13 protein-coding genes are annotated in these 19,314 nt (G+C 51.8%); 9 read left to right on the top strand and 4 right to left on the bottom strand.

Annotation, left to right across the window (positions count from 1 at the left end; translation table 11 throughout):
* Positions 1–8: 8 nt before the first annotated feature.
* Entirely contained in the window at positions 9–1,250 is a 1,242-nt protein-coding gene (gene fabF / locus MKY48_RS02495) for a beta-ketoacyl-ACP synthase II (RefSeq protein WP_339292217.1), read from the bottom strand.
* A gap of 135 nt (positions 1,251–1,385) precedes the next feature.
* Here fabF and MKY48_RS02500 point away from each other — a divergent pair, with 135 nt between their 5' ends.
* Both MKY48_RS02500 and MKY48_RS02505 read left to right on the top strand, forming a co-directional pair.
* Positions 1,386–2,225, top strand: coding sequence for a helix-turn-helix transcriptional regulator (locus MKY48_RS02500; RefSeq protein WP_076322423.1), 840 nt, complete (start codon positions 1,386–1,388; stop codon positions 2,223–2,225).
* A 144-nt stretch (positions 2,226–2,369) separates the two neighbouring features.
* The gene (locus MKY48_RS02505) at positions 2,370–2,525 is read left to right on the top strand and encodes a hypothetical protein (protein WP_339292218.1); all 156 of its coding nucleotides are present in this window, start codon (positions 2,370–2,372) and stop codon (positions 2,523–2,525) included.
* Positions 2,526–3,170: 645 nt separating this feature from the next.
* On the opposite strand, the gene MKY48_RS02510 is transcribed toward MKY48_RS02505, so the two are convergent.
* The 3 genes from MKY48_RS02510 to vgb(C) form a co-directional block, all read right to left on the bottom strand.
* A complete protein-coding gene (locus tag MKY48_RS02510) occupies positions 3,171–6,131 on the bottom strand; it encodes a DEAD/DEAH box helicase (protein WP_339292219.1) in 2,961 nt (986 codons plus the stop codon).
* Complete coding sequence (locus MKY48_RS02515) at positions 6,128–7,774, bottom strand: SWIM zinc finger family protein (protein WP_339269795.1); 1,647 nt, start codon at positions 7,772–7,774, stop codon at positions 6,128–6,130. Before MKY48_RS02515 ends, MKY48_RS02510 begins: the two co-directional genes overlap by 4 nt.
* Before the next feature lie 161 nt (positions 7,775–7,935).
* Entirely contained in the window at positions 7,936–8,826 is an 891-nt protein-coding gene (vgb(C), locus tag MKY48_RS02520) for a streptogramin B lyase Vgb(C) (protein ID WP_339292220.1), read from the bottom strand.
* Positions 8,827–9,724: 898 nt separating this feature from the next.
* Here vgb(C) and MKY48_RS02525 point away from each other — a divergent pair.
* The 7 genes from MKY48_RS02525 (at position 9,725) to MKY48_RS02555 (ending at position 19,191) form a co-directional block, all read left to right on the top strand.
* Positions 9,725–10,804 (top strand): copper amine oxidase N-terminal domain-containing protein, encoded by a 1,080-nt coding sequence (locus MKY48_RS02525; RefSeq protein ID WP_339292221.1) that lies wholly within the window; start codon positions 9,725–9,727, stop codon positions 10,802–10,804.
* 409 nt (positions 10,805–11,213) lie between these two features.
* A complete protein-coding gene (locus MKY48_RS02530; RefSeq protein WP_339269800.1) occupies positions 11,214–13,034 on the top strand; it encodes a sensor histidine kinase in 1,821 nt (606 codons plus the stop codon).
* Positions 13,006–14,586, top strand: a complete 1,581-nt coding sequence (locus tag MKY48_RS02535; protein ID WP_339273369.1) for a helix-turn-helix domain-containing protein — start codon at positions 13,006–13,008, stop codon at positions 14,584–14,586. The genes MKY48_RS02530 and MKY48_RS02535 overlap by 29 nt, the downstream gene beginning before the upstream one ends.
* Before the next feature lie 98 nt (positions 14,587–14,684).
* A complete protein-coding gene (locus MKY48_RS02540; protein WP_339269802.1) occupies positions 14,685–16,010 on the top strand; it encodes an extracellular solute-binding protein in 1,326 nt (441 codons plus the stop codon).
* A 45-nt stretch (positions 16,011–16,055) separates the two neighbouring features.
* Positions 16,056–16,931 carry a sugar ABC transporter permease gene (locus MKY48_RS02545; RefSeq protein WP_076322415.1) on the top strand — a complete coding sequence of 292 codons (876 nt, stop codon included), beginning with the start codon at positions 16,056–16,058 and terminating at the stop codon, positions 16,929–16,931.
* A gap of 18 nt (positions 16,932–16,949) precedes the next feature.
* Positions 16,950–17,819, top strand: coding sequence for a carbohydrate ABC transporter permease (locus MKY48_RS02550; protein WP_339269804.1), 870 nt, complete (start codon positions 16,950–16,952; stop codon positions 17,817–17,819).
* Positions 17,820–18,126: 307 nt separating this feature from the next.
* Entirely contained in the window at positions 18,127–19,191 is a 1,065-nt protein-coding gene (locus MKY48_RS02555) for a trifunctional transcriptional activator/DNA repair protein Ada/methylated-DNA--[protein]-cysteine S-methyltransferase (RefSeq protein ID WP_339292222.1), read from the top strand.
* The last annotated feature ends 123 nt before the right edge of the window (positions 19,192–19,314 follow it).

Genomic DNA, 19,314 nt, shown 5'->3' on the forward strand with positions numbered 1-19,314 from the left:
ACTCATGGTTATTCATGCTCATATTTCTGGATAACAATCGCCGAATTATGTCCGCCGAAGCCAAAGGAATTCGACATGCCAATCCGGAGCTCGGCGTTTCTCGCCTGGTTCGGTACATAATCCAAATCGCATGCTGGATCGGGATGCTCCAGATTGATTGTCGGCGGTATGATGCCTTCTTGCAGAGATTTCACGAGTGCAATGGCCTCCACGCCGCCGCATGCGCCCAGCATATGTCCGGTCATCGACTTGTTGGCCGTTACCGGAATGCGATACGCCTCCTCGCCAAACACCTGCTTAATGGCCGCTGTCTCCGAACGGTCACCGATGACCGTGCTTGTGGCATGGGCGCTGATGATATCCACGTCGGCTGGAGCGAGGTTCGCCTCGGTCAGGGCCAGCTTCATCGCCCGTGCCGCGCCGCTGCCGTCCTCCGGTGTGGCGACCATATGATAGGCATCCGAGCTGGCGCCGTATCCGATGACCTCGCCCAGAATTTCAGCGCCTCTGCCCAAGGCATGGGAGAGGGATTCCAGAACGAGGATGCCGGCACCTTCCGCCATGACGAATCCATCCCGGTCTGTATCGAACGGCCGGCTGGCCCGGCCCGGTTCATCGTTACGGGAGGAAAGAGCGGTTGCATTCGCGAAGCTGGCTAGCGAGATGTCGGTCAATGCGGCTTCGGATCCTCCCACGATGATGATGTCGGACCGGCCGGCTTGGATGTTAAAGAAAGCCTCGCCGATCGCCGTATTGCCGATCGAACATGCCGTAACCGGTGCCAGCGTGGAGCCCAGCGCCTTGTATTTAATGCTGATGAGCGCGGCCGCCATATTGGGAATCATCATGGGAACCAGTGTAGGACTGACCCGCTCGGGACCCCGCGACGACAGCGTGCCGCTCTGATTCATCAGGGTTTGGATGCCGCCGATGCCGGAGCCGACGTAGACCCCCATGCGCTCATGATCGATCTGATCAAGATCGAGTCCCGACTGACTTATAGCTTGATCCGCCGCTGCCAAGGCAAACTGGCAGAAGCGGTCCAAACGCCGAGCTTCCTTAACGCCAAACAGCGCGTTTGCGTCAAACTCCTTCACGGCACCCGCTATTTGTACCTTTTGTCTTGATGTATCCATTGTTTCTATATGTATAATACCGGACTCTCCCCGAACAAGCCGGGACCAGAACGTCTCAACATCATGGCCCAGCGGCGATATGACGCCCATACCGGTGATAACAACTCTTTCCATGGATCAACAGCCTCCTTAAGACTTTATAACTTGTCAATCTTAAGGTTATAATGTCACGTGTAGTATCCTATTACAAGATACCGTTTATCCTAGTATAAATACTGCTATCCTTAATGAGTGAAGGGGGCTTGTACAATGAATTCCCAGGTTAGGCTGCAAGCGTTGTCGGCATTCTTGAAAGGGCAGCGTGCCAAAATCTCACCCGAGTCGGTCGGACTTCCGCCCGGGACTAGACGGAGAACACCAGGCTTGCGCAGGGAAGAGGTCGCCCAGCTGGCGGGTGTTAGCACCACTTGGTACACCTGGCTCGAGCAGGGACGCGACATCCAGGTATCGTCGTCCGTGCTGGACTGCGTCGCCAATGCGCTTCAGCTAAATGCGGATGAGCGCAGATATCTGTATTCGCTGGCGCTGGAGAGCGGGGCGGAGCCGTATACGGTCAAACAAGAAGCGGTGCAGATCAGTCCGTCCCTGCAAAAAATCATCACTGAGCTAAAATATTGCCCCGTCATGATATCGGATCGGATGTGCAACATCGTGGGGTGGAACCGTGCGGCTGCATACGTGTTCCTTGATTTTGACCGCATTCCGCCCGAGGAGCGGAACATGATCCGGCTGCTCTTCACCCGCAGGGAGTTTCAACGGCTGGCGGTGAATTGGGAACAGTTCGCCAGCGGCTTCTTGTCGATGTTCCGGTCCTATTACGGTCAATACGTCGAGGATGAGTGGTATGACCGTTTTCTGGAGGAGATGAAGAACGGGCATCCCGATTTCAATCGGATGTGGGAGCAGAGCCAGGTCAGCTACGCCCCGGAAGTACATCTGGAGTTCCGGCATGCCAAGGCCGGGAAAATGGTATATGAGCTCACGTCGCTCAAAGTGTACGGAAATGATGACCTTCGTTGCAGCATCTATACCCCCGCCCCCGATTCGACTACGGAAGCGAAGCTGCGGCAGCTGATGGAGGAGAAGTAAGCGGAGGGGGCTGGGTGGCGCAATCGAGGGAAGCGGCGGGGCTGGCTGCTCTTGTTGCTCCTGGTGTAAGGGGCTTGGTTACCGATTGTACTAGGTGTGGCTGGTGTAGGGAACAGGTTGCTGATTGCACTTGGTGGATCTGAGGTGGAGGACTCCAGTGATGTGTGCGCACTTGCTGCACCAAGAGTAGGGATTCCGTTGCTGATTGCACTGGCTGCGCCTGGAGTTGAGGGCTCCAGTGGCGTTTGCACTTACTACACCAGAAATAGCGGATTCCGTGCCGGTACTTACTGGTCTTGAAGTCATCTACTACTTGTTGCTCTCGACCTATCGGACTCCAGTTCCGCTATTCTATGAGATAACGCCATAAACTCAAGCTTAGCGGACACTAGATCCGCTATTGGGCTCGTTTCCGGCCTTTTCATCGTTTTTTGGAGCAAATAACGGAACTAGGGTCCGTTCGAGTTCAAAAATGGTGGATTTTTTCCTAAATAACGTATTCTGTGTCCGTTTATGGATAGCATCGCCACCTATTACCCTGCTACCAGGCCCAACGTAAGGGTACTGCCCAACTCGCGCAGATGAGCCGGATTATCTTCTAAGCAAGAGTATCTTAAGTTGAGCCTGATTACCCAAGACAAAGTACTTCAACTGGTTCGAACCTTAGAATCATTAGTCATATAAGCTTCATGCGCGTAAACCAAAGCGAAAGTATTCTAATCATTAAACTCCTCTAAACAACAAAAGCCCCGTGTCGCACACGGGGCATTCTATTATTCAACATATGGTTATAGAGCGCACCTGGTGGCTGACTAGGGGTTTCACAGGCATTCCGCTGTGCTCCACCTGTTGGGGCCGTATGCCAGATCGAGGTCCTGATCTATGAGGAAGAATTGCCGAAGATCCATCGAATGTCGCCTATCCGTGTACTTCTTGATCCGACGATTACGCCCAGTCGCGCCGCAACGTGAAGAGATCCTTCAGCTCATCGGTGGATAGCTCGGTAATCCAGCCCTCACTGCTTGCGATGACCTGATCGCTCAGTTGCTGCTTGCTCTCCAGCATCTCATCGATCCGCTCTTCGAGCGTCCCCATGGAGATGAACTTGTACACCTGGACATCCTTGGTCTGTCCCATTCGATAAGCACGGTCGGTAGCCTGATTCTCCACCGCAGGGTTCCACCAGCGGTCGAAATGGAACACATGATTCGCCGCGGTCAGATTCAGACCAACGCCGCCAGCCTTGATCGAGAGAATCATGACATTCGGCTGCTCTTCGGGCGGCAGCGTCTGGGATTGGAATTGTTCGATCATACGGTCGCGAGTCCGCTTGGGCGTGCTGCCGTTCAAGTATAGCACGGGCTCCCCAAGCTCTTGATGGAGCACCTGCCGCATCATCTCACCCATACCGATATACTGGGTGAAGATCAGGCAGCGCTCGCCCTCTTCCCGCAGCTCCTTCACCATGGACAGCAGCCGCTCCAGCTTGGCTGAACGGTTGACGACAGCTTCGGTGTCGAGCGAGCCGCCGCCTCCCGGCAATTCCGGAAGCGGCTCCTTCGTAAGCAGAGCCGGATGATCGCAGAGCTGCTTGAACTGTGTAAGAGCTGCCAGGATGGCCCCCTTGCGCTCGATGCCCTCGAGCTTTTGCATGCGTTCCAGCAGGCTGTTCACGGTTTGATCGTAAAGCGCACCTTGCTCAGCTGTGAGATGGATATAGGTCTTCATCTCGTTTTTGTCCGGCAGGTCGAGCTGAATTGCAGGATCCTTCTTCTTGCGCCGGAGCATGAAGGGCTTGATCAGCTTCTGCAGATCAGCCGTGCGCTGTTCGCTCTTGTCCTTTTCGATGGCTTGGATGAACCGGAGATTGAACGCGCGCAGGCTTCCAAGATATCCGGGATTGATGAAGTCATAGATGGACCACAGTTCGGACAGCCGGTTCTCAATCGGTGTGCCGGTTAAGGCAACGCGATGCCTTGCCGGGAAACTTCGCACGGCGGCGGATTGCTTGGTGTCGGCATTTTTGATATTTTGGGCCTCGTCGATGCCGATCGCTTCCCACTTCATGTCTCTTAACATTTCTTGATCGAGCGTGGCCGTCGCATAGGAAGTAAGGATAATATCGGCTTGGTAAGCCTCTTTATAGAAATCCTTGCTGCTGCTTCGTTTGCCGCCGTAGTGAAGCATGACCTGGAGTGACGGGGCAAACCGTTCAAGCTCCTTCTGCCAATTGCCCAGCACCGAGGTGGGACAGATCAGCAGGGAAGGGAGGCGCCGCTCTTCCCGCTGCATCGCCGTCTCCTTCACGTGCAGCAGGTAGGCGATAAACTGCACGGTTTTGCCAAGACCCATGTCATCGGCAAGGCATGCCCCAAGCCCGTAACGCCGCAAAAAGGCAAGCCAGGCAAAGCCGTCATGCTGATAAGTCCGCAGCTCGGCCCTCAGCCCAGCCGGGACAGGAAGGTTCGGCCATTCGCTTTGTCGGCCAAGCTGGCCGATAAGCTTCACGAGGTGCTCGTTCAGCTCCACCTCAAGCTTGATCCGTTCCGGGTCCCGCGCTTCCTCAGCATCCTGCTGAGTCTGCTCTGGCTCATCGTTGTTCCCGAGCAGATGCAGGTGCAGAATATCCTGGAACGATAGGCCTTCCTCACGATCTACGCCCGCCATCATCTGGCGGATTTGGGCGACCAGAGCGGGATCCAGCGGAATCCACTGGCCCCGGAACCGTACCAGCCGTTCGTTCCGGGCAACAAGCTCCGTGAATTCAGCCTCGGAAAGAGTAGCTTCGCCGATGGCGATCCGCCAATCGAAATTGACCAGCGCATCCAGACCGAACAGGGAACCGCCGCTGCTTCGTTCGGCGTTCTCGCCCTCGCTCGAGCGTACCTTGGCCCGCAGCTTGGGTTTCTTCTTGCTGGCGGCTTCCCACCAAGCGGGCAGCAGGACCAGCCAACCTGACTGGAGCAGCCGCTGGCTGTCGACGGTGAGGAACTGCCATGCGGCCTCGTCGGACAGAGGCGTACCGAGCGCGTCATCAGCTGGAGCGTGAAGCACCCTTGCCGGCAGTGCTGCCTGCAAGCCTTGGAGCCAGCCGGGGGACCGCTCCTTGATATGGGGTGTCCATGTCTCCGGCCATGATCCGTATGCCTGCCCGTCTTCAGCCAGACGAACGGCTGCAAGCGATGCAGCGTCTTGCTTGTCTTGCAATACAAGCCGAAGGCGCCATGCGGCTTCTTCTTCGTCAGGCTCCAACAATTGCAGCAGCGGTCGGAATGGAGCGGTATCCGGCCGCCATCCGATGGCGATCAGCCATGACTTGTCGTCCATGCCTTCGGCTGCCGTGCGGTTCGGCGAGAAGAGAAGAGGGTATTCTCTGCGCAGGTCAGCCGCCGCCTCTTCCCTGCCGTAACACTGATCTTGAACGGCGGCAGAGAACGCTGCCCGTAAGCCCTCATTCCATATCTCGTCTGCACTCAGCAGGGAAAGACGGGACAACTCTTCCGCTGTGAACGCCTCCGGATCCCAAATCCATTGCAGCTTGCCTGATTTGAAGGCACTCAAGCTGGGCGCGTATTGCTTGTCCTGAATGCAAGCTGCCAGCGAAGGAGCAATTTCAATGAAGGGAAGACAATCCTCGTCCCATACCCATTCAATATGCTCGAGCAGTCGTCCATCCGCAAAAAACGGTATGACCTGCTCGGAAGGTAGGATGACCACTTCCATATCCTGAACGGATTGAACGGTGAGCTCTGTTCCGTAGAAGGAAGCTTCGTGCCACGCAAATAAACGGTGCTTCAGGTATTGTCCGGACACGTAACCCCGCATGACGGTAGAGCCGTATATGACGGCATCTCCGTATTCGCTTAACGCCATGTGGACCGTGATGGTTTCTGTGTGTCTGCTCATGATATCAGCTTTCCTCTCCGCAGCTCTTCTTGGAATGCACGAAGCCGGCTGTTTCGTACGGACAATGAGATAATGAACAGATCCCAGCGCTCCTGCTGCTTGAGCTTTTTATATAGCTTGGCCAACCGTTTGAGCAGCTTGACCGCTGCTTTATAGCCGGCTCGGTTCTTATGAAGGATGTACCGCTCGACGGCCTGATGGTAAAAAGGCAGCAGCAGCTCGGGCGCATTCTTCTCAATCGGCGCGAGCTCGCTGACCCGGAGCTCCAGCGGCTCCCGGCCTGTGCTTAATTGGTAGTCGATCCATTCCCGCCATCTGCCGTGCGTGATCAAGGCATTCTGATAGATGTCCTTCGCATAAGGAAGCATGTCGGCAAGACTGCTCCACATCTGTTCAGCCTCCTCGGGCAAGTGCTCTATGACGGCATCCCAATAGAACTGATAGCTGCTGAGATGCTCGTTGCGGTGACTGCCAAGCAGCGGGCCGATCTCCGGGAGCCAGTGAGCCAAGCGTTCCCATTGTTGCCAGGAATGCAGCATGTCGAAGAAGCCCAGGACGGAAGCCGGGGACAGACTGCTAACCTTGTCTGCTTCCTTGATCAGGCTCCAAGACGTTTTGTCTTGTCCGAGGTAGAAGGACATTAAGCCCTGCGCCATATACCACGAGGCACGCGAGAGGGTGCTGCCGAATTCGACTTCGGCTGCCTGTAACTGCTCTAACTCCGCCTGGATTAAGCTGTTGTCCTTTTTGGCAAACGGATAGATCCAGTACATCCAGAGCTGCATATAGACCTGGGCGTAAAATTTGCGGTTCCGCGGCTCGCTCAGCATGCTCCGCCGGACATGCGAAATGGTCTCAGTCAGTCGCTGCTTGAATGCCTCTCCATGTTCGCCGCTCTCAAGCCCTTCATGGAAGATGCGCTCGATTCTGGCCAGGATATGATCCGCTGCTACCTGCGTATGATAGCCGATGTAGGATCCGGAGGAATTCCAGGCACTAGCGGGCTGCTTGACCAGCTTCTCGAGAATAAAGAGATGAGCATGAAACTCGTATAATGATCCCATTTCCGGCGGCATCGGCGGTTTGATGTGATGGAGGGAGGCCAGTGCATTTTTGGCGTAAAATGAGTTCTGCGTATTAGCTCCCAGCGAAGCCGTGCAAACTTCGAACAGCTCATGCCATGCGGAGATCGGCAGCTCGGGCAAATGGTCCGCCTTGACTCTCCATTTTGATGCTCCGGCAGACGGCCGTTCTTGCGCTGGGCTGAAGCCGGACTCGCTTCGGTCATACGAAGAGGTGGAAGCATACGTGGTGGAATGGGCATTAACTAGGGCGTGAATGGAACGACCCTGAAGCTGGGCATAGTCAAGCAGAACAGCCACCATATGCTTGCAGCCTTCATTAACGGGACAACTGCATGTGCTGTCACTCAGCGAATGAAGATGGAGTTGGATACGGTAAGTTTCCGTTCCATCAACGGCAGCCTCAATTATCCCGGAAGCCTCTGTCAACTCGCTTGTGTGAACACGACCTTGCTTGTAATATTGAAACCCCCGTTTAATAGTCAAATCGCTGAAGTAACCGGCGGTTTGTTGAATGAGCGTCTGCCACTGTATATCATCTAACGTTTGGTTTGGGTTCATTATTGGACTCTCCTAAGAGAAATAATTCTAAGTATCCATTTAATCTATCATATTCGCATAGATGAAGAAACAAGCCGGGTCAGCTTTGCACTGGAAAAGCCCGGCAACAGGCTGCTGAACGGGCTTTTTTATGGGTGGAGCAATATGTTGGCATCCTAAGCCTAATATTGAATCGTAAACCGTCCGATCTGATCGCATTCCTCGGCGAACCAGACCTCGCCGCCGGAATCCACGGTAATGCCATGTGGTTCCGCGGAGGGGGTAGGGATCGGGTACTCGGTAATGTCCCCGTTACAGGTAATTCGTCCGATTTGATTGGCTCCCCATTCGGTAAACCATAGATCTTCGCAAACCCCCGCCGTGATGGCATGGGGTCTGGCATTCCCGGACGGGAGCTTGAATTCAGTGAATTCCCCGGCCGTTGTGATTCGACCGATTTGATTGTCGTTGATTTGAACAAACCAAAGGGCGCCATCGGCACCTGCCGTGATGCCGACCGGGCCGGATTGCTCTGTTGGAATGCGGAATTCGGTAATCTCTCCGTCCACCGTAATCCGTCCGATGCAGTTGTTCTGGTTTTCCGTAAACCACAACGCGTCGTCCGGACCGGCTGTAATATAGGAAGGGTACGCCCCTTTGCATGGTAGGTCATATTCCGCGATAACGCCTGCCGGCGTTATATTTCCGATTCGGTTGCCGGTTAGCTCGGTGAACCATATGCCTCCATCCGGACCTTCCGTCAGGCCGTAAGGAGACGAGTTGGCTTCAGGTAGTTCGAATTCCGTAAATGTTCCTTCCACTGTCATTCTTCCGATTTTATTCGCTTTGTACTCCGTGAACCAGAGGTCACCGTTATGGGTAGATAGGATGGACATCACCCCGGCATCCGGAGTCGGCACTTCGAACGTGCGCATATCCCCATTCTTGATGAGCCGCCCGATCCGGTTTCCTTTTTGTTCCGTGAACCATATGGTCCCATCTTGTCCTGTCGTAATACCATAAGGTCCCGACTCCCGATTTGCTGTCTTGTACTCCTGTGTTATGATCTGCATGCAAACATGCCTCCCTGTATAGAAAGTTGTTAGGAATGCTTTAAGACGGATTCTTCATTTGTCTAAGCGTATCCAAGTCTCACGTTCCGGTTTCCTGGAATTGCGTAAGGTTCTCCTGGATTCGGTGCTGTCATGGATGATCCATCCTCTTTTATTAGGTTTTTAAATAAAAAAGCCTCCCACTCCGAGATTTCGGAATAGGAGGCTGAATACGGACAAAAGAAGATACCGGCTTCATGAATAAAGAAGCTTCAAGCATCTACCCGTCACATATAAAAAAGCCGCACGAATCCTATCCCGAAAAACCTTATATCGAAGTGTTTTTCCAATGTTTGGGACAGGATTAGTAGATCATCGGCTTTTGGTTCACCCTTTCATTTCTGGTTGCCTAGACTTTACCACAGGAGATTCAGTAGTTTCAATCCTAAATGATCTGAAGTTTACATTCACAACCGCCGGTTTCTTTTCTCATCGATGTAAAGCTCGACAGCTGTTATGGCACGAATCAAAAATTTAATAAGCAGATACAATGCATACAAACCAAGCAGCTTAAAAAGTCCGTTTATGATTAATATCAACATAGGCCATAAACTAAACATGGAACCCATACAGCCCACCTCCCTTCAACATTTTCCGCACAGGACCTTCCTGGCACCGGCATCAGAACTATTTTGAACTCATTATATTCCATAATATAACAATCATATCCGATTCTAACATAACAGAAGGATCGTACTCATGTTTTTACATAAGATGGGGCAAATTCTTGGAGGCTCTGCAGGAAGGGGACGACAGAGGAAGTATTTTCATTATTTGTTGATATGGACTAACCAATCCCGGTCACGATGCGTTAAAGTTTATAAGGATTCATATTTCCAGCTAAGGAGATTTAAAGAACATGACAACCCAGAAATGGACAAAACTGGCGGCAAGCGGCGCTATAGCGGCCACAATGCTGTTAAGCTCGATGGTACAGGCTCAGGCTGAGGCTGGGCACAAGAAGGAATTGGGGTTAAATGTTAATCATTATGTTGTCACGATGGACGTTAAACCTGTCATCGTGAATGGTACGGCGCTGGTCCCTTTGAACACGGTGAGGGAATATTTGAAGCCTATGCAGCTCCGCTGGAACAACAAGAACAAGACGGTAACCGTCAACACAGGCACCGATCAAGTCACCCTAAAGATGGGGAGCAAGGAAGCCAAGGGAAAGGGGAAGATCTACACCTTGTCTGTTCCCGCTCAACTAAAGGATGGGCGCGTCATGGTTCCTGCTCGATGGATGGGGGAGCTGTATGGTGCACAGGTAAGCTTGGATACAAAGGCCGGGATGGTCTACATCTATACACCGGAAGTTGACGTGTCGACGGCTGAGGAGAACCGGGATGTGAAGCTGTATCCGGTAAGCGCCACGAAATACGGTAGATATGAAGGAATGGTGGTCGAGGTCGAAGGAAGGAAGCAGGTCTTTAAGGACTGGAACGGCGGAGATGGTATGCGTAAACCCGTCATTCAATATCAGGATGTTACAGGCGATGGCAAGCCGGAAGTTGTGGTGTTCTATGTGAACGGGACCGGCACGGGTCTTTACATGGGGGAGATGCATGTAGTCGATGCAGAGACTCTGAAGGAAATTCCTATCGAATCATTGGAACAGGCGGTATCGAGCCATGTGCAATCCAACATTGAGAAGTATGCAGACCACTTTGTGATCAAACTTTTGATCGACGGGAAGGAGTATGTCGAAAGGATCGAGGATGATTCCAAGGATAAAAGCTACCTATATGATAAGGTTGGCTTCGGGGCCGTCGTCAGACACAAACTAGCGGAAGGCCAGCTTGTTACGGAAGCTGCGGGAAGCATCAGCCCTGCCGGCTTCGCTGGCGATCTCCAAATAACATACCGATTTCAAGAAGAGTTGAACCGGTTTGTGGTGGATGGCATTGAATATAGTAGTCTGGAAGAATGGGGGAAGTAACGGTTTATTGATGTGGAACTTTAGATCTACATATAAACGCATATCTGATAAGACGTTATGAACATGGACTAGAAGCATAAATCTTGATAGAATGATGTGCTTCGCTAATCAAAAGGGTGCTACGGCGCCCTTTTTGTGCTTTTTTAATGTCCAGTCCATCCCATTTATTCCCTCCATACTCTCCAAAAAGGAACCAGAGAGAATGGCGCATATAGAACCTATGCAGGAAGATTTCATCCTCTTTCATAGGCCTTTATTACCATTTACTTGAGTCTTAAGATTCCTCTAAGATAGTTAATAAACCTGACACATTTTTGCTAGGGGAAGAGAGTGATTTCGTAAGTAAACGCATTCAATGTTAAGTAATATAACAAGTCCATACCATGAGGGCTTTGAACGAGGTGTTTTTATGCAGCAATGGCTTGGGAAATCGCTAAAGCATAAATTGTCGTTACTTATTATTATCGCTACGCTGGTGCCGCTGCTGTTTCTCGGTATTTTCTCTTTTAACATAGCCAAGAGTCTGACGGAGGAGAAGGCCAAGATTACAGGAATGAATACGCTTCGGCAGCTGGAAGCTTACCTGGATACGATGGTCAAAGACGTGGAGAACATCTCGCTGTTTCTCATCGGGCATACCGGTGTTCAAGCCTATCTGAAGACCGAGCAAAGCAACTATGTCCAGCAGACGACGGTTATTAATTTTTTGACGAATCTGGCCTTTTCCAAAGATTATATCGCCAACATCATTGTCGAACCGCTCGGCAGCAAAGATGCGATCTCGCACAAATCCTTGGTACGCTCCGAGTTCCGGAATATTACCGAAGTGGTCCCCGGTTATTACGAGCATCATCCCAAATGGTGGTCCTTTGTGCATCGGCAGTGGACTTTTGAAGGCGTTAGGAAAGTCATTACGTTGGCCAGACCGATCCGGAGCACGGATAAATATAAGCCGATCGGGAATCTGCAGATCAACCTGGATCAGGGCGTCATTGCTAACCAATTCCGGCAGGCCGTCCTGGAGAAGACCGGGTTTGTCCTTCTTCTTGATGAGAATAACCGGATTATCGCCGGTCCGCCGGATATGGAGACCAATCTTACACTTGCAGACTATTATCCTTCGATTGGAGAGTTTGAGGGGCTCAGCGGAAATATAGACTATGGCGAGGGGAGCAACAAGAAGACCATTCTCTATAAGAAAATGTCCAGCGTGAACTGGAAACTGGTCGGCATCATACCCTCACAGGAATACCGTTCCCAGAACCAATACTTCATCAAATTGACGGCGGTTGCCGTCACCGTGGCTATACTGCTTGCCATTATACTGGTTCTTTTCCTTATCCAGAAAATTACGAATCCGCTGTCCGTGCTAACGAAGTTTCTCAAGAATTCAAGCCCGGAAGAGCCGCTGCCTGCGCTCCCGGTTAAGACGGTCGATGAGGTCGGGCAGCTCATTATCAGTTACAACCGGCTCAGCTCCCGGATTGTGAAGCTTACCGACGAAGTGAAGCTGAACGAGTCGTTGAAGAAAGAGGCGGATATGCATGCGCTGCAGGTGCAGATTAATCCGCATTTCCTCTACAATACGCTGTCATCCATCCATTGGCTGGCACTGATGAACCAGGATGTGAAAATCGCCGAGATGGTGGGATCGCTCAGCGATTTCCTGAGGTTCAGTCTCAATAACGGGCAGGAATATTGCACGATTCAGCAGGAAATTATGCATGTCCGTCATTACGTGAATATCCAAACCATCCGCTATCCGGAAAAGTTCAAGTTTGAGGTTCATGTGGAGGAAGAGCTGTATCAGCACACCATGTTAAAGCTGCTGCTGCAGCCGTTGGTTGAAAACTCCATGCTGCACGGTATTTTGAGCCGCGACGGGATGGGGACGATTACGATTCGCGGGTACCGCGAGCCTGAAGGGATCCGCTTCGTGGTGGAGGATGATGGCATCGGAATGACGACGGATCGCCTGAAATGGCTTCAGGATCAGCTGGTTGAGAATCCGCTGCAGTACGAGAAGGGGCAGACCCCGCGCGGAAGCTACGGGCTGCGCAATGTCCATAAACGGCTTCTCCTTCATTACGGCAAGGACGCGGGCTTGCGTGTGGAGAGTACGGAAGGAGTCGGAACACGTGTCATGTTTACGATACCTGATTTACCTGAAATTCAACAATCTGAATTATCCAATAAAGGGGATGGCGACATTGAAGGTACTGATCGTTGATGATGAAGTGATCATTCGAAATGGTCTGAGTACAGTGATCAATTGGGCCGATAACGGCTTTACGGTGCTGACGCCCGCGGCTTCAGCGGAGGAAGCCCTTCAGCGTATTCCTGTTGAAATGCCCGAAATTATTTTTACCGATATTCGCATGACAGGCTTGAGCGGACTGGATATGGCACATGAAGTCAAGCAGCAGTATCCCGAGATCGAAATCATTGTTATATCGGGATATGATGAATTTTCATATGCGCAGCAGGCGATGCGGGAAGGCGTAAGTGACTATTTGCTGAAGACGAGCAGACCCGGGGAAATTATTGAGGCTGCTGTCCAAGCCAGGGAACGGCTGTTACAGCGAAGGCTTACACAAGCGAAGGGAAGGGCGCAGGAGTTGGTAGTCAGCCGGGGTTTCCTGAGAAGGCTGCTTGCTTCCGGCACTCCGCTGGACGAGCATGCCGAGGCCGAATTGTGTGAGCGATACCCGGAGCTGCGTTTGGAATCGAACGGCTCGGTGCTGCAGATCTGGATGCTGTCGGTATATCCGCTGCATCCAGAAGAAGAGGAACAATCGAACGTTAGCGAGCTGCATCGATTAATCGGCACGGAGTTGGCCGAAGTGCTGCAATGTGCGTGGCTGGAATGGAACGGCTCCCTGCTTCTGTTGGTGCGGGCAGAGCCGAGTAATGGCTGGGGGCGGGTAGATTCCGCTCTGCGGAAAATGGAATCCATGCACGCCTGCCGCATCAAGGCTGCCAGCGGCCGACGGGTCGCAAACGCCAGGGAGCTGCACATTGCGCTGGCTACCGCGGTAGAGGCCAGCTCCTACGAGTGGCTGCTGCAATCGGAACGGCATATCCGCTATGAAGATATCGAAGGACGTACAGGCATCCGCACGGTCTGTTCGATGGAAGAAGAAACCAAGCTGTCATCCCTGCTGCGTTCGGGAGAATCCGCCGACTTGCAGGCATGGGTGACGGATTTGCTGCGGCGCATCCAAAGTCAGGACCAGGCAACGCCCGGCTCGGTTCAGGCTTACCTACATTCCCTGATCGTCTCGGCACAGCGCTGGCTTATACGGGCTGCAACGTCTATCGGCTATACCAGTCCGGTGAAAGTGGAAGAGACGTACGATATCCGCGAGTTGACCAAGGATCCGGAGAAGGTGCTGGTCGATTCGCTCGGGCTCATCATGAAGGAGTACCGTGATATGGTGTCGACGACAAGTCCCGTCCAGCGAGCGATCTCCTTCATTCATGAGCATCTGGGACAGAGCTTGTCTCTCCAACAAGTGGCCAAGCATGTTCATATGAACCCCAACTATTTCAGCGAGATGTTCAAGAAGGAAACCGGGCAGAATTATATCGAATTCGTGACCCAGGCGAAACTGCGAAAAGCGATGCACCTGCTGCGGGAAACGCCAGCCAAAATCAGTGAAATCGCGAATGAAATCGGCTATGAGGATATTAAGTATTTTAACCGCCTGTTCAAGAAATGGACAGGACAAACCCCGTCGGAGTATCGGGCAAATCCTGAATTTTGTCCCTCTATCGACTGAATTATATCCCCTATGTAAGCGTTATATCCTTTTATATACTTGGACTAATCATCTTAAGACGCTTCATCATTTTCGTATATTAAAAAGGGGGATTGACCATGAGACCAAAACGTAAAATAGGTCTTGTTCTGCTGATGATGTCACTGGTCCTTGCAGCTTGCGGAGGCGGGCAAAGCAAAGAGCAGGCGGGAGGAAATGAGAGTAATCAAGAGAAGGTCAAGCTGACAATCTGGCATAACTTTGCCGGTGATGACCTGCGTGCAAAATCAGTCCGAAGCTTTATCGATCAGTTTGCTCAGGACCATCCTGAAGTTACGCTCGATGCACAAGCGATTCCACCGGACGGTTACCGTCAACGTCTGAGTACGGTTGCGGCTGCGAATGAAATGCCGGATGTATTCTTCGTATATGCAGGAAGTCAGTCAGCTGAACTTCATCAGGCGAAACTGCTTCAGCCGATTACAGAGGTGCTCGATGCGCATTCGGATTGGAAGGATAAATTCCTGCCGGGAGCGTTTGATCCATACGAGTTCGAGGACGGCCAGATCTACTCTGCTCCACTAGGCATGTCCGCAACTTCGATTCTCTACTACAACAAAGCATTGTTTGACAAACATAACGTAAAAGTTCCAACGACTTGGGAAGAAATGATGGCGGCGGTTAAAACATTCAATGATAACGGCATTACGCCGATCGCACTCGGAAACAAAGCGCCATGGGTTGCGCAATCCACCATTATCGGATCGATTGCCGACCGTGTGACAGGCACCGAATGGTTCAAGAAAGCGGCAGCACAGGATGGCGCGAAATTTACCGATCCTGAGTTTATCGAAGCGCTTGGATATTTCAAAGAGCTGGTAGATAACAAAGCCTTCCAGGAAGGCGCGAACAGCATCGACAACACGCAAGCCGAGCAGTATTTCATCCAAGGAAATGCAGCGATGATGATCAGCGGTGCATGGACACTCACGAACCTGGCGGCTTCTTCTTCGGAGGAGCAAATGAAGGATATTGAAGTGACGACATTGCCTTCGATCCCGGGCGGTAAAGGTGAGGCTAACACCATCTCCGGCGGAGCTGGCGGCGGTCTGGCCCTTAGCAGCAGAACGGAAGGGAAAGCGAAAGAATTGGCGCTGGAACTGATTTATGCGGTCAGCGGACCAGAAGCGCAAAAAGCGATTGCCGAGAGCAACTCCATGGTAATGTACGATACCGAAATCGATCAGGCCAAAGTTACTTCCTTGTACTACAAAGCCTTTAACCTGGTGAAATCCACAAGCATTACGCCGGTATACGATGCTTATCTGTCTGCAGAAGCGGCTGAAGTCATCAACAACGGTCTGCAGGAAATTATGATGGGCGGCCCCGTCGAAGGTGTGGCCCAGAAGCTACAGGATGCGCAAGCCAGATCCGCTACTCCATAAGAAACCGTTCATCACTGCACAAGGATTAGGAGGGAGGAGGCTGCCATGCCTACAGCGATGAGAAGCAAAGGATTTATAGCCATAGCTCTTCTTCCTGCGCTTCTGTTGTTTCTGATATTTGTCATTATTCCGGTCTTCTGGTCAGCTTACTACGGATTTTTCAGTTGGAAAGGGTTCGGAGACGCCACATTTATCGGTCTTGATAATTATAAAGAGATGTTCAAGGATCCGATCTTCTGGCGGGCGCTTCGAAACAACCTGATTCTGGTCGTATCATCCATTATCGGTCAGGTTCCAATCGCGTTGATTCTGGCTATTGTATTGTTCAAGAATTCGTTCTTCTCCAGGTTCATTCGGTCTGCCGTATTCATGCCGATGGTTCTCTCCACGGTTGTTGTCGGTCTCATCTGGGGTTATATTTATCATCCTCAGTTCGGAATCGCCAACTATGTGCTGGAAATGCTCGGTCTGGAGTCATGGACCCGTGCCTGGCTGTCCGATCCAAAAGTCAACATGCTGGCGATATCAATCCCGATTAACTGGGCGAACATCGGCCCTTATCTGGTCATCTTTATCGCAGCACTGCAAAATATTTCACCGGAGATCCATGATGCGGCCAAAATCGATGGGTCCACCGGCTGGAACAAGCTGATGCAAATCACGCTGCCGATGATCTGGAGCACGGTTGTCGTAACCATTGTGCTATGCATCTCGGGAAGCCTGAAAGCTTTTGACCATGTCATCGTCATGACGGGTGGCGGACCGGCGCAATCGACCGAGCTGCTAGCCACTTATATGTACAACAGCACGTTCAGCGTGTACCGTTACGGTTACGGCTCCGCCGTCTCCACGATGATTATGATTGTCAGCGCCATTCTTATCGCGCTTAACTATTTCGCAACGCGCAGAAAGTCAAGTTAACATGAAGGAGGGAGCGATGTGAATTTACAGACGACCGGGACCGGAAACGCCTCAGGGAAACGCGTCATCACGAAGGGGTTAACCGGGTTCGTAAAATTGCTGCTGATTGTGTATGCGATTCTTACGCTCTATCCCTTGTACTGGCTTTTTACGAGCGCGTTTAAATCGAATCAGGATTTCTTCACCAACCCTTACGGCTTGCCGAAGGAGTGGATGACCGAGAATTTATTCCGGGCATGGGAGCTTGGAAATATGGGCAGAGCGATGCTGAATTCAACGGTTGTGACGATTACAGCTGTCGTTCTGACCATCCTGCTCAGTGTACTTGCGGCATATGTATTGTCCAGATTCGAGTTTCGGTTCAAAAAGCTGGTGGTCGTGTTGTTTACGACCGGGCTGCTGATTCCGATTCACAGTACGCTGGTGCCCCTATTTATTATGATGAAAAATATCGGCCTGCTCGACACGTACGGTGCGCTCATTCTGCCTTATACGGCATTTGAGCTGCCAATCGCGATCTTCTTGGCGATGGCTTACATGTCATCCATTCCAAGAGAGATTGAAGAAGCGGCCATGATTGACGGCAGCGGCTGGTGGGGAATCTTCGGCAGAATGATTCTTCCGCTCTGTACGCCGATCGTGGCAACGATATCGATTCTGGCATTCCTTCGATTCTGGAATGACTTCTCCTTCGCACTCGTATTTATCAATACGCAAGCGCTGAAGACGCTGCCGCTAAGTCTGTCCTTGTTCTCGGACGGCTTCGGCACGGATTACAGCTTGACGATGGGAGCGATGGCGATCGCAGTCATTCCAACGATTGTGGCCTACCTGATCTTGCAGGAGCAGATCATGAAGGGTATGGTGGCAGGGTCCATCAAAGGTTAAATCTTTGGTCTTAAGGAAATTCAATATTCTTAAAAGAAAGGCCTCTTCCGGTTCAAAGGAAGGGGTTTTTCGTATTATTAGGTCAACTAGGATTATTAGGTTGGTCTAATTCCGTAGTGCGGTTTGTTTAAGTACTGAAGTTGGCAAAGTTTTCGCTTCTCCCTCGAAAATATTCATGCACGATTTTCGGCTACGCTATGCCGGCATATCCAATATAATAGGAAGACAAGGACAAAGAGAGCATGAGATGATGGCTTGCAAGCGATAGCCACAGTGTACGTATATGAGATCGAGGGAGGAACCCCAAGTGATATCGGCTGCGAATCAACAGGAGTATTATCAGGCATTAGTGGAAAAGAAATCGGAGTACGAGGGCGTTTTTTATGTGGGCGTGAAGACCACGGGGGTGTTCTGCCGCCCGACATGTCCGGCCCGAAAACCAAAAATGGAAAATTGCGAATTTTACGAGACGGCTCAAGAAGCGCTGCTTGCTTCCTTCAGGCCCTGTAAACGATGCCGTCCGCTATCACACCCCAATCAGGTGTCCGACCTGGTCCGGCTGCTCGTTGAGGCGGTGGAAGAAAATCCGGAGAAAAGGTGGACCAACCAGGATTTTCAGAAGCTGTCCGTGGATGCTTCGACGGCGAGACGCCAATTCAAGAAGCGGTTCGGGATGACCTTCGTCGAATATGCACGGGCACGGCGGATGGGACTTGCCCTGAAGCAAATCCGGGAGGGGCATGCCGTCATCGATGCGCAGCTGTCGACCGGCTACGAGTCCAGCAGTGGCTTTAGGGATGCTTTTTCGCGCATTATGGGCGCAGCGCCTACTCGATCGGGGAATAACAAGATCTTAAAAGCATCGTGGCTCGACACGCGCCTTGGACCGATGATGGCCATCGCGGATGAGGAGGCGCTGTATTTGCTCGAATTCGTGGACCGCCGGGGCCTGGAGCGTGAGGTTGAACGTCTCCGGCAGAGAACCAAGTCGGCCATCATTCCGGGTTATACAGCTCCGATCCGTTCGATCGAACTTGAACTCGGCGCGTATTTTGACGGGGAATTAACGGAATTCAAGACACCTTTGTTTCTATTAGGATCGCCGTTTCAAAAAGAAGTATGGGCTCAGTTACTGCAGATTCCACCTGGACAGACGTCTTCGTATGGCGAGCTCGCAGCAACGATGGGAAGGCCTACCGCCTATCGCGCCGTCGCCCAAGCGAATGGCGCCAACCAGCTCGCGATTGTCATTCCATGCCATCGGGTGATCAATACGAGCGGCGAATTGGGCGGATATGGCGGAGGATTGTCGCGCAAGCAGTGGCTGCTGCATCATGAGAAATCGATGAGTGCTGCAACCATACATGAATAGCTGCCTTCCAATACGAGCAAGGAAAGAAATTAGAGTTCTGGAAAATATATAGAGTTATGAATACGCAAAGCAGCCAAGCTTCTGCCTTTAAGGATGAGCATGGGCTGCTTTTTTATTACTTCA

The sequence above is a fragment of the Paenibacillus sp. FSL W8-0187 genome, from assembly GCF_037969755.1.
Classification (GTDB): domain Bacteria; phylum Bacillota; class Bacilli; order Paenibacillales; family Paenibacillaceae; genus Paenibacillus_AQ.